Origin of the sequence: Actinoplanes sp. CA-252034 (genome assembly GCF_050956125.1) — a bacterium.
GTDB lineage: Bacteria > Actinomycetota > Actinomycetes > Mycobacteriales > Micromonosporaceae > Actinoplanes.
Genome location: NZ_CP191846.1, coordinates 3,543,185 through 3,555,975, shown reverse-complemented (window position 1 = coordinate 3,555,975; position 12,791 = coordinate 3,543,185). Strand labels below are relative to the sequence as shown.

At 73.1% G+C, this 12,791-nt stretch carries 14 protein-coding genes; 11 read left to right on the top strand and 3 right to left on the bottom strand.

Features of this window, described 5'->3' with window-relative positions; all coding sequences use genetic code 11:
- Positions 1 to 300 precede the first annotated feature (300 nt).
- The gene (locus ACQPZW_RS15940; protein ID WP_433795653.1) at positions 301 to 1,083 is read left to right on the top strand and encodes an alpha/beta hydrolase; all 783 of its coding nucleotides are present in this window, start codon (positions 301 to 303) and stop codon (positions 1,081 to 1,083) included.
- The gene (locus ACQPZW_RS15935; protein WP_433795652.1) at positions 1,080 to 2,207 is read left to right on the top strand and encodes an acyltransferase family protein; all 1,128 of its coding nucleotides are present in this window, start codon (positions 1,080 to 1,082) and stop codon (positions 2,205 to 2,207) included. The genes ACQPZW_RS15940 and ACQPZW_RS15935 overlap by 4 nt, the downstream gene beginning before the upstream one ends.
- A gap of 1 nt (position 2,208) precedes the next feature.
- On the opposite strand, the gene ACQPZW_RS15930 is transcribed toward ACQPZW_RS15935, so the two are convergent.
- Entirely contained in the window at positions 2,209 to 2,676 is a 468-nt protein-coding gene (locus tag ACQPZW_RS15930; RefSeq protein ID WP_433795651.1) for a peroxiredoxin, read from the bottom strand.
- Positions 2,677 to 2,728: 52 nt separating this feature from the next.
- Here ACQPZW_RS15930 and ACQPZW_RS15925 point away from each other — a divergent pair, with 52 nt between their 5' ends.
- The 6 genes from ACQPZW_RS15925 to ACQPZW_RS15900 all read left to right on the top strand — a co-directional run bounded on the left by ACQPZW_RS15925 (position 2,729) and on the right by ACQPZW_RS15900 (position 8,051).
- Complete coding sequence (locus tag ACQPZW_RS15925; protein ID WP_433795650.1) at positions 2,729 to 3,817, top strand: glycoside hydrolase family 43 protein; 1,089 nt, start codon at positions 2,729 to 2,731, stop codon at positions 3,815 to 3,817.
- Positions 3,703 to 4,071, top strand: a complete 369-nt coding sequence (locus ACQPZW_RS15920) for a CBM35 domain-containing protein (protein ID WP_433797551.1) — start codon at positions 3,703 to 3,705, stop codon at positions 4,069 to 4,071. Before ACQPZW_RS15925 ends, ACQPZW_RS15920 begins: the two co-directional genes overlap by 115 nt.
- 109 nt (positions 4,072 to 4,180) lie before the next feature.
- Complete coding sequence (locus tag ACQPZW_RS15915; protein ID WP_433795648.1) at positions 4,181 to 5,857, top strand: serine/threonine-protein kinase; 1,677 nt, start codon at positions 4,181 to 4,183, stop codon at positions 5,855 to 5,857.
- 359 nt (positions 5,858 to 6,216) lie between these two features.
- Positions 6,217 to 6,690 carry a hypothetical protein gene (locus tag ACQPZW_RS15910; protein ID WP_433795647.1) on the top strand — a complete coding sequence of 158 codons (474 nt, stop codon included), beginning with the start codon at positions 6,217 to 6,219 and terminating at the stop codon, positions 6,688 to 6,690.
- A 117-nt stretch (positions 6,691 to 6,807) separates the two neighbouring features.
- A complete protein-coding gene (locus ACQPZW_RS15905) occupies positions 6,808 to 6,993 on the top strand; it encodes a hypothetical protein (protein WP_433795646.1) in 186 nt (61 codons plus the stop codon).
- An 83-nt stretch (positions 6,994 to 7,076) separates the two neighbouring features.
- The gene (locus tag ACQPZW_RS15900; protein ID WP_433795645.1) at positions 7,077 to 8,051 is read left to right on the top strand and encodes a Clp protease N-terminal domain-containing protein; all 975 of its coding nucleotides are present in this window, start codon (positions 7,077 to 7,079) and stop codon (positions 8,049 to 8,051) included.
- 68 nt (positions 8,052 to 8,119) lie between these two features.
- Here the strand turns inward: ACQPZW_RS15900 and ACQPZW_RS15895 are convergent, their stop codons facing one another.
- On the bottom strand, positions 8,120 to 9,106 hold the full coding sequence (locus ACQPZW_RS15895; RefSeq protein ID WP_433795644.1) for an SEC-C domain-containing protein: 987 nt from the start codon (positions 9,104 to 9,106) through the stop codon (positions 8,120 to 8,122).
- Positions 9,107 to 9,394: 288 nt separating this feature from the next.
- Here ACQPZW_RS15895 and ACQPZW_RS15890 point away from each other — a divergent pair, with 288 nt between their 5' ends.
- Both ACQPZW_RS15890 and ACQPZW_RS15885 read left to right on the top strand, forming a co-directional pair.
- The gene (locus ACQPZW_RS15890; protein WP_433795643.1) at positions 9,395 to 10,456 is read left to right on the top strand and encodes a PQQ-dependent sugar dehydrogenase; all 1,062 of its coding nucleotides are present in this window, start codon (positions 9,395 to 9,397) and stop codon (positions 10,454 to 10,456) included.
- A gap of 206 nt (positions 10,457 to 10,662) precedes the next feature.
- Positions 10,663 to 10,983: a hypothetical protein gene (locus ACQPZW_RS15885; protein ID WP_433795642.1), complete on the top strand. Its 321-nt coding sequence runs from the start codon at positions 10,663 to 10,665 to the stop codon at positions 10,981 to 10,983.
- 53 nt (positions 10,984 to 11,036) lie between these two features.
- Here ACQPZW_RS15885 and ACQPZW_RS15880 read toward each other — a convergent pair whose 3' ends face one another.
- Positions 11,037 to 11,789, bottom strand: coding sequence for an RNA polymerase sigma factor (locus ACQPZW_RS15880; protein WP_433795641.1), 753 nt, complete (start codon positions 11,787 to 11,789; stop codon positions 11,037 to 11,039).
- A gap of 128 nt (positions 11,790 to 11,917) precedes the next feature.
- Between ACQPZW_RS15880 and ACQPZW_RS15875 the strand changes: the two genes are divergently transcribed.
- Positions 11,918 to 12,688: a FadR/GntR family transcriptional regulator gene (locus tag ACQPZW_RS15875; protein ID WP_433795640.1), complete on the top strand. Its 771-nt coding sequence runs from the start codon at positions 11,918 to 11,920 to the stop codon at positions 12,686 to 12,688.
- Positions 12,689 to 12,791 lie beyond the last annotated feature (103 nt).

Sequence of the window (12,791 nt, the reverse complement as noted above, 5' to 3'; positions counted from 1 at the left end):
CCCACGGGCCACCCCCGCTGTGATCCACGGGCCGATGTGACCGCGCCGCCGTCCCGGCACGGTGATCGCCATGAATCTGATCAAGCGGCTGCGGACGATCCTGGCGGTGATCGCGGTCATCGTCGCGCCGGCCGCGGGCTCGGTGCTGGCCCCGCCCGCGACGGCGTCGGCCCTGCCCCGGCCGGGTGGGACGCCTGGCGGGCCGAGCACCCCCACCCGCGGGATCCGGCGGCGGCCCGTGCCTGGTTCGCGACGCTGTCCGACTGGGAGCGGCAGAGGCTGGCGGCCCGGCATCCGGGTGTGGTCGGCAACCTGGACGGCGCCCCGGTGGCCCTGCGGTACGAGGCGAACCGCCGTGCCATGCTCGCGGCCGGGATCGACCGGCCGGACGGCGACTTCCTGCTGTTCGACCCGCGCGGGCGGGGCCGGGTCGCCCAGGTCTTCGGAGATCCGACGACAGCGCGGCGGATCGCGGTGCTGGTACCGGGCATGCGCAACCGGCTGCAGAACTTCTGGCGCGGGGTGGGCGGGCAGGCCTACCGCTCACCGGCCGTCTGGGCCGCCGACCTGCACCGGGCCGGGGGCTCCGACGACTTCGCGGTGATCGCGTGGCTCGGCTACGACACGCCGCAGGGAGTCGACGAGGCCGCCCGCGCGAACCTGGCAGACACCGGCGCCGACGCGCTCGTCACGTTCGTGGACGGGCTCGTCGCGGTCCGCCCACAGGCCACGATCGCGCTGCTCGGGCACAGTTACGGGTCGACGGTGATCGGGCACGCCGCGCCCCGGCTCGACGCGCGGGTCACCGACATCGCCGTGTTCGGCAGCCCCGGCCTCGGCGTGGACGACGTCACCGCCCTGCGGACCGGCGCCCGGGTGTGGGCGGGGCAGAGCGAACAGGACTGGATCAGCTGGTTGCCCGGGGGCCGCATGCTCGGTCTGGGACACGGCATCGCACCGTCCGACCCGGAGTTCGGCGCCCGCCCGTTTCCCACCGCCGACGTCCACGACCACGACCACTACCTGTCGCCCGGCACCGACTCGCTGGCGGCGCTGACCCGGATCGCCGGAGGACCGTCATGAGCCTGGCCGCACGGATCGAGGCCGCCACCCCGGCACACCGGGACCGGACCATCGACGCGCTGCGGGCCGTCGCGATCGTCGGCGTGGTCCTCGGGCACTGGCTCGTCTCCGCGATCGTCAGCGACCCGGCGCGGCCCTCGGCATGGCACGGCGCGAGCCCGCTGCAGGACCGGCCGGCGCTGATCCCGGCGACATGGCTGCTGCAGACTCTCGGGCTGTTCTTCTTCGCCGGTGGCTACGCCGCCGCCCGGAGCAGCGGCGGAATCGGTGGCAACGCGGCGGCGCGCGACGGCCGGACGGGCGGAATGCCGCGGTGGCTGGGCGCCCGACTCGCCCGCCTGGCCCGGCCGGTCGCGGTGCTCGCCGCGGTGTGGCTACCCGCCTGGCTGCTGCTGAGTGTCACCGGAGCGCCGGACAGCACCCTGCACGTGGTGCGGTCGCTGCTCGTACACCCGATGTGGTTTCTCCTGGTCTTCATCGCTCTGACCGTGCTCGCCCCGCTGCTGCGCGCCGCCGTCGCCCGCTACCGGCTGTGGTCGCTGCTGCCGTCGCTGGCGCTCGTCGTGCTCTGCGACGTGACCCGGCACCTCGACACGGCGCAGTGGCTGCATCCGATCGCCACGGTGGGTGGGTGGGCCGCGCCGTACCTGCTCGGCATCGCCCTGGCCCGCGATGTCCTGCCGCGCCGGGCCGGTCTCGTGCTGCTGCCCGGCGGTGTCGCCGCCGGCGCCGGCCTGGTGCTGCTGGCCGGCTATCCGGCCAGTGCGGTCGGGGTGCCCGGCGACGGCTGGTCCAACCTCGACCCGCCGTCGCTGTTCGCCCTCGCCCTGGCCGCCGCGCAGCTCGGCGTGTTCCTGCTGGTCCGCGACCGGCTCGGCGGATGGCTGCGGCGGCCGGCCGTGTGGGCGCCGGTCGCCGGGCTCAACCTGGCGGCGATGACCGTGTACTGCTGGCACCAGAGCGCCCTGCTGCTGGTCAGCTTCGCCGGGCTGCTCGCCGGGCCGCTGCCCGGACTGCTGGACGACCCGGCCGGGGCCTGGCCCGTGCACCGGTTGCTCTGGACTCCGGTCTTCGCGCTCGCCCTGGCCGGGCTCTGTTCAGCCTTCCACCGTTTCGAGAGGTGACTCAGGCCGTGGCGGCGCTCGCCACGCGCAGCGCGTCGGCGGCGTGCTGGTTCATGTCGAGCTCGCTGTGGATCACGTCGAGGATCCTGCGGTCGGTCCCGATCACGAAGGTCATCCGCTTGGTGCTCAGCGCGCCGAGGTTGAGTCGGCGCTTCACCCCGTACGCCTCGATGGTCGCCGAATCGACGTCGGAGAGAAGCGGGTAGTCGAAGGTGTGCGCCTCGGCGAACTGCTTCTGCTTCTCGACCGGGTCGCGGCTGATGCCGACCCGCTGGACCCCGGCCGCCCGATACTCGGCGGCCAGATCGCGGAAGTGACAGGCCTCCGCGGTGCACCCGCGGGTCATCGCGGCCGGATAGAAGAAGAGGACCACGGGCCCGTCGGCGACCAGATCGCTGAGCCGCCGTGTTGTGCCGTTCTGGTCAGGAAGTTCAAAATCGGGCGCGAGGTCGCCCTTGTCGATGCTCACCCCGACGAGGGTACGACGATCTCATCACCACCGATACCTGCTGGAGGGTTACGTGCTGCAACTACCCGCCGTCCTCGCCGCACTGGTCATGGCCGCCGCCCCGCTCGCCGTCCCGGCCGCGCCCGCCGGAGCCGGGCCCGTCATCGATCAGAACTTCGCCGACCCCGACGTGATGAAGGTCGGCCGCACCTACTACGCCTACGCCACCAACAGTGACGGCCGTAACATCCGGTGGGCCACCTCCACCGACCTGGTCGGCTGGACGGTGCGGGAGAGCGACGCCCTGCCCACTCTGGGCGCCTGGGTGGATCCCGACTGGACGTTCCCACCCGGCGGCTCCGGGGACCGCGGCGTCTGGGCGCCCGAGGTGTTCGCGACCGGGCCGCGCAGCTTCGTCATGTGGTATACGGCGCACGACCGTGCGTCCGGCAAGCAGTGCATCGGGGCGGCCACCGCCACCTCGCCGGGCGGCCCGTTCGTTCCCGAGGACACCGCGCTGGTCTGCACCCCGGAGATCGGGGGCGCCATCGACGCGTCCTCGTACGCCGAGAGCGGGCGGCGTTACATCCTGTGGAAGAACGACGGCAACTGCTGCGCACAGGACACGTGGCTGCGCCTGCAGCAGGTCAGCGCGGACGGGCTGCGCCGCGTCGGCGCCGAGACTCCGCTGATCAAGCAGAACAAGCCGTTCGAGGGGACGCTCGTCGAGGCGCCGACACTGGTCAAGCGCGGTGGGGCGTACGTGCTGTTCTACTCGGCCAACTTCTTCGGCAACGGCAGCTACGTGAGCAGCTATGCCACCGCGTCGCGGCTACGTGGCCCGTACACCAAGGCCTCCGCTCCCCTGATGACCACCGATGCGTTCGCGGGGCCGTGCGCGGGCCGGGCGGGCAGGACGTCGTGGTCGGCCCCGACGGTCGCGACCGGATCGTCTTCCACGGCTGGAACGCCGGGTTCGACTACCGGGCGATGTACACGCGGCGGCTCGACTGGCTGGACGGGCGGCCCGTCGTCGAGGGCGCCAAGATCCGTTATGAGGCCGAGGACGCCGACTTCGCCCGCGCCAACGCCCGGTACGCCGCCGGCGGCGCCAGCAACGGCGTGGTGGTCGGCGGTATCGACTTCGCCGACAGCCGGGTGACCTTCACCGTCCGGGTACCACGGGCCGGCGAGTACCGGCTCTTCACCCGCTTCGCCAACGGGTCCGACGGGGGCGCGGCGAGCCACACCCTGACCGTCAACGGCGTCGCCTCCGGCGCGGTCGACTATCCGGTGACCGGGTGGGACAACTGGCAGGTCAGCGAACGGTCCGTGACTCTGAAGGCGGGAGACAACCTCGTCTCGTACGGCAAGGGCGCGCTCTACGCCGAGATCGACGCCATCGACGTCGCCTGACCGGCCTATCGAAAACACCCGATGTGCGGATGCCTACTAGCCTGGTCACGACCAGAATGATCGGCGCGGCGGAGGTAGGCATCCGCCATCGAGGGTGGGGTTTCGTCTGATGAGCGGCTGGGAGCTGACCGGCTACACGACTGTTCGTGGGCTCGGCGCCGGGGCGTCGGGCAGTGTCGTGCTCGCCACCCACGACGAGACCGGCACCCCGGTCGCGATCAAGTACCTGACCCAGACCCTCGGGGACGAGGCCTCGTTCCGGGCCGCGTTCCGGCGCGAGGCCCAGCTCCTCGGCGAGATCGACGATCCGTACGTGTCCCGGCTCTACGAGTACGTCGAGTCCGCCGACGGCGCGGCGATCGTCATGGAGCTGGTCAACGGGGTGTCGCTGCGGCACATGCTGCGCGAGCACGGTCCGACCACCCCCGAGTCGGCGCTGGCCGTGCTGAAGGGCTCGCTCTCCGGGCTGGCGGCGGCCCACGCGCACGGTGTCGTGCACCGCGACTACAAGCCGGAGAACGTGCTGGTCACCGGTGAAGGGCTGAGCAAACTCGCCGACTTCGGCATCGCCACGCCGGTCGGCCACGGCACCGGGACCGTCGTCACCGGCACACCCCGCTACATGGCCCCCGAGCAGTGGACCGGGGCCCCGGCGACACCCGCGTGCGACATCTACGCCGCCACCGCCACGTTCTTCGAGTGCCTCACCGGCAGGCCGCCGTACGACGGGGCGAACCTGTTCGCCCTGCACGACCAGCACACCAACGCGCCCATCCCGACCGACCCGGCCCCGGAGCCGGTGCACGACCTGCTCCGGTACGGGCTGGCCAAGCAACCCGCCGACCGGCCCCCGCACGCGCTCGCGTTCCTCGCCCTCCTGGAACAGGTCGCCGGTGCGGCGTACGGCGAGGACTGGGAAGAGCGTGGCGTGCAGGAGCTCGCCCGGCGGGCCGCGCTGCTCGCCGCGCTGTGGCCGTTCCCGGACGGCAACGCGGGTGCCACCGCCGTCGCCACGACGACGCTCGGCGCCACATCCGGCGGCGCCACATCCGGCGCCGGCGCCCGTGGCAGCCGCACCTGGACCGCGGTGGCCGGGGGCGCCGTGGTCGTGGCGTTGCTGATCGGCGGGGTGGGCTACCGGTACGCGTCCGCCGCCGAGGAGGACACGGTCGTCTCGGGCGGCCCGACCGTCCCGGTCACCGCCGCGGCGACTCCGGTGACCGGCGGCCCGTCCGGGGTGACGCCCCCGGTCGCGCCGGCCGGCCCGAGCGCCTCCGTCACGGCCACTCCCTCGGACACGCCCACCTCCACGCGGCCGGCCGACACCGGGGGCACACCCGGCAAGTCACCGTCGGTGAGGCCCAGCAAGTCGACGTCGTCCGCACCGTCGTCGTCGCCCAGCCCGTCGGTGAGCACCTCCCCCACTCCCTCGGACACCACGGCACCCACGGTCGGCACGGTCAGCGCCAGCCCCACGTCGATCGAGGGGGAGAGCTGCCCGTACGGTTCCCGGGCCAGCACCGTGACGGTCACCGTCACCGACGACGTGAGCCCGGCGGGCGATCTCTCCGTCACCTTCCGCTACACCCTCAACGGCTCCACCTCATCCGGCGTGATGACGTCGATCGGGCGGGGACGCTTCCAGGGGACCCTGGGCCCACTGCCGGGCCCGCGGACGACCACCCGGATCCCGATCACCGTCGTGGCGGTCGACGCGGCCAAGAACACCGGCCGGTCGGCGTCGACGGCGTACGTGACTCTCAACAACTACTGCACCCCCGGCTAGGAGCGCGCTGGTGACGACCTGGGGAGGGGCGGCGTGACCCGTCCGGAAGAGCCCTTCGACGACCGCACGGTGCCCGTGGCGGGCCATCCGTGGGCGGCGGCCGACCAGCCCGGCCCGACGGTCCACCTCGGCGGGCCCACCACGTACCTCGGCCAGCCCACCGTCAACCTCGGCCAGCCGACCGCGCACCTCGGCCAGCCCACGGTCAACCTCGGTCAGCCCACGGTCTACTCGGGGGTTCCACGGCACATTCCGGTCATCTCGATCCGGGCGCGACCGTCGGCCTCGGCTCGGCGGGCGGCGCGGACGGATCGGCGCCCACCGTCCGTGCCCAGAACGAGTTGCGGTTCGGGCCCGGCGTGCCGGCGGCTCCGGCGGGTGCCCCCGCCTGGCCGGGGGCGACCACGACGACGCGCCGCCGGCGCCCGCTCTGGCGCCGGCTGGTCTCTCTGGTCTCCAGCCTGCTCACCCTCGTGCTGGTCGGGGTGGTCGGTTTCTACATCTGGCAGCGGCTCAGCCCGCTCGAGGTGGAGGGGGTCACCGTCACCGTGCCCCAGCCCGCCGGCGACCGCTGCGATGTCACCGTGAACGTGGTCGCGACCGTACGCACCAACGGCCGCGGCGGTGTGATCCGCTACCAGTGGTTCCGGTCGGACGCCCCGCCGGGCGCGGTCCTCACCGAGCAGGTGGGAAGCGGCCAGCGCACCGCCGAGCTCACCCTGAAGTGGACGTTCAGCGGAACCGGCACGGCCACCGAGACCGCGACGGTCAACCTTCTCGAACCGTCCCCGCTGCAGGTCGGCACCCAGGTGGCATACCGCTGCCGCGGCTGACCGCTCTTCCCTTCCGCATTCCATCTGGAAACCATGTCGCGCCGGCGAATCACCGTGCATGTTGGACATAGGCCCGTCCGTGGCGCCTTGACCCGGCTCATGCGAGGAAGGTGCGCAGTGACCAGACTCCGTGGTAAGCGTGAAGAACGTGAGAACCATGACGGATCGACCTCGTGGCAGTGGCTCCTCGTCGTGCTCGCGGTCGCGACCGTGGGCGGAATCGGGTATTGGAGTGAGGGAGTCTTCGCGGGAGTGACCGCGGCCGTCGCGACCGCCGGGGTGGCTCAGCAGTTCCTGAAGTGATCCGGCGACTATGCCCTTTGGTAGAGGCGAGTTCGGCTCGCAGACAGAAGTGCCGGCCGTCCGGGATCCATAGCCTTCTCGGCATGGCTGTCACGTTCACCGGGGATGACCGGTTCCCCGCAGTTCTCGCCACCGCCCGGGCCGCGGCCCGCGACGAGCTCGGCACGGTGCATCTGCTGGTGGGTATGGCCGGCGCCGCACCCGACATCACGGCGCTGCTCGGCGTCTTCGACATCACGCCCGCCGTGCTCCGCGCGGTGCTGCGGGACCGGGTGATCGGTGACGGCCCGGCACCGCCGGTGGCGGCCGTCATCCGCGGTCACGAGTCGCTGGCGCTGACCGCAGGGCTGCGGGCCGCGCTGGTGCGGTGTGCCGCCTACCACTCGGGCAACCGCACCTCGAAGCAGCTGCTGGCCACCATTCTCGACGATCCGGGGACCGGGGCGGTGACCCTGCTGCGGTTCTGCGGCGCCGACGTGGAAGCGGTGCGGCGCGCGCTGCGGACCGGCCGGCCGCCGGCCCGCTCGGAGCGGCTTCCCGGGGCGCTGTGGCCGGTGCGTGACAGGTTGATCGGCCGCCGGCAGTACCGCGGGCGTGGCCCCCGGGACTTCCTGGTCTCACTGTTCGCCAGGCAGAGCGTCAACTACGCGGCCGAGCCGGTCCTCTGGGCGTCACTGGAGGCCGACGACGCGGCGAAGCGGCACGGCCGTCCGGCCCGCACCGATGACGTCCTGCTCGCGTTGGTGACGACTTTCGAGGTCGCCGAGGCGTACCCGTATCTGGCCGGCGGCGCCGCCGACCTCTACGACGGCACCCGCGCCCTGCTCGCCGACGTGGACCGGGCCGAGCTGGCCGCCGCGGCCGCCGCCGAGACCGGCGACGACGAGGTGCCGCTCAAGAGCCTGCTCAGAGGCGGTCCGGGCCGGCCGCACGACACGGCTTCGCTGCTGCGGGCGCTGACCGCCCATCCGGGTACGCGTGCCGCTCGGGTACTGCGATCCGTGGGCGGGCCGACGCTCGCCACACGCACCCCGGTCCCCGCCGGCAGCCGGGCCTGACACGCCGGTGACGAGCAGACGGCCCGGGGGGGGGGGGGGGTGGGCCGGGCCGTCGCTTCGAGGAGAGGTCAGCCGCGCGAACGCGGCAGGCAGCACTTCTTGTACTTGAGGCCGGAGCCGCACCAGCAGGCGCCGTTGCGCTCCGGCGGCCACGGGATCCGGGCGGTGCCGGTGGAGAGCGTGGTCGCGTAGGCGGATCGGTTCTCCGCGGTCACCGGATCGCCGCCGACGCCGGCTTGCTTGGTCAGCGCGTCGACCGAGCCGGGGAGCACCGCCAGGTCGGCACGGCCGGTCGCGGCCAGACGGACCAGCTCGTGCTCCAGGCGGGAACGGTGCTCGGCCCAGGTCGTGCCATACACGTCGGTCTGCTTCACCAGGCGGTCGAACTCGGGCTGCGGCCAGAACACCAGATCCGCCGCCGCGGCGGTGGCCGGGCGGGTGGCGGCGTTCGCGAGCCTGGTCTCCAGACGCTCGGCCAGGTTGTCGTGGGTGTCGTGCTGACGGCCCAGCGCGTGGCGCAGACGGTGCCGCTGCTGCAGCAGGAAGAACAGCACCCCGGCGTCGTCGACGTCGGCCGGCTCCGGCGTGCCCCGCTCGGCCAGCGCCTCCTGCACCGCCTCGGTCAGCCACGTCTCCGCCTCGCGGCCGCGACCGCCGACCGCCAGGGCAGCCGTGATGTAGGCGGGCGCGTCCGGGTATTGAGTGAGCAGCGGGCGCAGCGGCTCCACCTCGGCGAACGCCTCGTCACCACGGCCCGCTCGGAACAGGATCCGCGCTCGCAGTGCCCGGGCTCCGGCGGCTGGGCTGTCGTCGCGTTTGCCGTAGGCGTCGAGGGCGGCGTCGACGTATCGCAGCGCGGCGTCGAGCTTGGACCGGCTCTCGGCGATCTCCGCGGCGAGTGTCAGCGCGAGGCCGGCATCCTGTGGGTCGGCGAGCCGCCCGTCGCGGGCGGCTTCGGCCAGGTCGGCGGCCACACCGAGCGGGTCGGCGGCGCCGAGAGCGGACTGCCGGATCTCGTTGAGGTCGGCGCTGGTCAGATCTGCTTTCAAGGACACGCCGCCACGCTACTGCGGGCGGCCGCGCAGCGCTGTTGATCTGAATCACTTCGACTCGGCGGTTCCGGCGGCCGACACGACGAGGTCTTCCCGCCAGACCGACTGGAGAGCCCTCACCAGCGCAAACCCGCGCGCCCGGTGCCGCGGTCCGACCGGCCTTGTCCGATAGGCGACGCAGCGATCGGCCCACCCGGAGCCGGGGCCGCCCCGCACCGGCGACCCGCGGCCGAGTCGCGAGTCGGCCATAGGCGAAGTAGATTGATATTTGCCTATTGATAGGAGGTGTACATGTACCGCACGATCATCGGCGGCACGCTCACCGCGATCACTCTGGGCGCCGCCCTGCTGGCCGGCCCTCATGCCGCCACCGCGCTGGAACCCGACCTGGACGCTCCCGAGGTGGTGGCGAGCGGGCTCACCGTCCCATGGGGGCTGGGCTTCCTGCCCGACGGCAGTGCGCTCGTAGCCGAGCGCAACAGCGCCCGCGTGCTGCGGGTGCGCCCCGGAAGTGCACCGGTCACCGTCACCACCATCGCCGGCGTCTCCCCCACCGGCGAGGCCGGCCTGCTCGGCCTCGCCGTCTCGCCGACGTTCGAGCAGGACGATCTGGTGTACGTCTACTTCACCTCGGCCACCGACAACCGGATCACCCGGTTCCGCCTGGACACGCCGGGCACCCAGGAGGTGGTCCTCAGCGGCCTGGCCAAGGCGAGCATCCACGACGGCGGCCGGATCGCGTTCGGGCCGGACGGCATGCTGTATGCCGGTGTCGGTGACGCGGGCGTCACGTCGAGCTCGCAGAACCAGCAGAGTCGCAACGGCAAGATCCTGCGGATGCGCCCGGACGGTGGCGTCCCGGCGACCGGCAATCCGTTCCCGGGCTCGCTGGTCTACAGCCTGGGCCACCGCAACCCCCAGGGTCTCGCCTGGGACGAGCAGGGCCGGCTGTATGCCGCCGAGTTCGGCCAGAACACCTGGGACGAGGTCAATCTGATCGTCGCCGGCGGGAACTACGGCTGGCCGACGGTCGAGGGCAACAGCAGCGACACCCGCTTCCGCAACCCGATCGTGGTGTGGAGCACCGCTCAGGCGTCACCGAGCGGCGCCACCGTCGACGGCCGGACGCTCTACGTCGCCGCTCTGCGCGGCCAGCGTCTGTGGTCGGTGCCGCTGGACGGCGCCGGCGGGGCGGGCACCCCGGTCGCGCTGCTCCAGGGTCGGTACGGACGGCTGCGCACGGTGGAACGCGCCCCCGACGGCGCCCTGTGGGTGACCACCAGCAACCGTGACGGCCGCGGCACCCCGGCGGCGACCGACGACCGCATCCTGCGATTCCCGCCGAAGCCGTGAGACGAGGCCTGACCCGGGTCCGCGGCCCGGGTCAGGCCGAGTGCCACCTCAGCAGGACCGGGCCGGGCAGCCCGTGCGCCTGCCGGCCGGCGACACCGGAGACGGCGGGGCCGGTGGTCCACGGTTGACGGTCGTGTGTTGAATCGGGGACGGCGCTCCCGGCAGGCGCGCCGTCGTGGGTTTCGGCCGACGGGGCGCCCGCCCTCGTGGCGACCTACGGAGAGGGTGACCAGACCGTCCGCCGATGGGACGAGGCCACCGGGCAGAGCTTCGGCGAGCCGATCGACGTGAACGGCCACCGCGGCAAGATCCACACGCTGGTGACGCTGCCCGGCCGTCCCGCCCGCCTCACCTCCGGCGACAAGGACGGCATGCTGCGCGTCTGGGACCCGCTCACCGGCGCCGAAGCCGGATCGCTCGATCTCGGCGGCTCCGTCCACGACCTGGCCGTCGGCGCCTCCGGAACACTGCTGGCCGCCGGCCCCGGCGGCCTTCACGCGATCGACCTCGGAGCCGGAGACCCATGACCGGCCGGTCCGGACGTCGACCGGCGCATCCGATACGTCGCCCGGCCTCGGGACTACCACAGACGAACACGGCCGGCCTCCCCCCGGTCATCGGCCCATCGGCAGCGCGTACCCGCCGGCGGCACCGGGTCGCCGGCGGCGCGGGAGCAGACCGGGCACGACCGGGTGTGCCGCGCGACGCGCTTGCGCCACAGTGGGCATGGCACCCCGTCCCAGTCCGACAGCACCGAGGCCAGCTGCGCGCACCGCGGGTGGACCTGCAGCGCGGCGACGACCGACCGGCTCAGCTCCAGCCGGTGGCGCATCCGCTGGACCCGCACACCGGCGTGAGCGACCGTCGTTCCCAGCGCCTCCGCCAGCTCGTTCCTGGTCAGCCGGCCGGATGCCTGCAGCCACCACAGGGCCAGCAGCGCCCGGTCGGCCGGGTCGAGCCAGCGGCCGGCGCGTACCACCTGTCGCCGGTAGCCGGACAACTCGACCTGCGTCAGGGTCAGCTCCTCCACGGCGGCGTCGGGCAGATCGACCGCCTCGTCCAGCGACATCGTGCGCCGCAGCTCCGCCTGCCGCCGGTGCAGGTGGGTGCCGGCCTGGCGGGCCGCGATCGTCGTCAGCCAGGAACGGAAGCTCTCCGGGGTACGCAGCGTGCGCAGGTTACGCAACGCGCGCAGCAGGGTGTTCTGCACGACGTCATCGGCATCCGGATGTCCACCCAGGGTCCTGCGGACGGTGGCGTACACCAGCGGCAGACATGCCGCGACGAGCTCGTCGAGCGCCCGCCGGTCCCCGGCCTGCGCGGCGACGATCACGCGCGGGTCGCCCGCCTCTCCGGGCGGTCGGCCCTCACGCTCCCCAGGCGAATTCATATGACGTACGACGAAAGGACTGACGTATAGTGCGGGGATTCCCGCGGTCCCCGCTAGCCACGGAGGGTGATGTGACGGCAGGCGCGCAGTCGGTGTTCGGCGTCGACGGGCCGCCCGCCCGGGCCCGGCGACCGGCCAACCTCGCCACGGCCGTCACCGCGGAGCTGGTGCAGCGCATCGTCCGCGGGGTCCACCCCTCCGGCTCCACACTGCCGCCCGAGCCGGTGCTCTGCGCGACCTTCTCGGTCAGCCGCACCGTGGTGCGCGAGGCGGTCAAGGTCCTCCAGGAGAAGGGACTGGTGCAGGTCCGCCAGGGCGCCGGCACCATGGTCACCGCCCCCGCGATGTGGAACATGCTCGACGAGCTCGTCCTCGGTGCCGCCATCGCCGACGACGACACCCTGGCCGTCCTCGACGACCTCGTGGTGACCCGCCGCCTGCTCGAGTCGGACATGGCCGATGTCGCCGCCCGGCTGGCCGACGACGCGGCCGTCGAACGGCTCCGCACGCTGGTCGACCGGATGGACGAGCTCGTCGACGACCCCGTCACCTACCACGAGTGCGATCGCGCCTTTCACGACACGGTCATGCAGTGCTCCGGGAACCGCATCGCCCGTGCCGTGGTCCGGTCGCTGGAGAGCCAGGTCGTCAACACCGCCCGCTACGTCGGACGCACCGAGCGGGCGCTGTGCGTGGCTTCCAACCGCGGCCACCGGCGCATCTACGAGCGGATCGCGGCCGGTGACCCCGAGGGCGCGGCCGACGCGATGTTCATCCACATCACCGAGGCGTGGGTGGTGCGCCGCAGCGGGCCGGACGAGCCGGTCCGGCTGCGGCGCTGACACCCGGCGGCCGGTCACCACGGAGCCGGCTGCCGAGGGGTGCCGCTGCCCGGCATCGTCGGCTGCCCACCCGCGGTGCGGGTCCGGCTCTGGTGGGCGGCAT

Excerpts from the sequence above, each read along its gene's own strand:
- ACQPZW_RS15935 (WP_433795652.1), top strand. The coding sequence starts at position 1,080 with ATGAGCCTGGCCGCACGGATCGAGGCCGCCACCCCGGCACACCGGGAC.
- ACQPZW_RS15900 (WP_433795645.1), top strand. The coding sequence starts at position 7,077 with ATGGCTGTCACGTTCACCGGGGATGACCGGTTCCCCGCAGTTCTCGCC.
- ACQPZW_RS15890 (WP_433795643.1), top strand. The coding sequence starts at position 9,395 with ATGTACCGCACGATCATCGGCGGCACGCTCACCGCGATCACTCTGGGC.
- ACQPZW_RS15915 (WP_433795648.1), top strand. The coding sequence starts at position 4,181 with ATGAGCGGCTGGGAGCTGACCGGCTACACGACTGTTCGTGGGCTCGGC.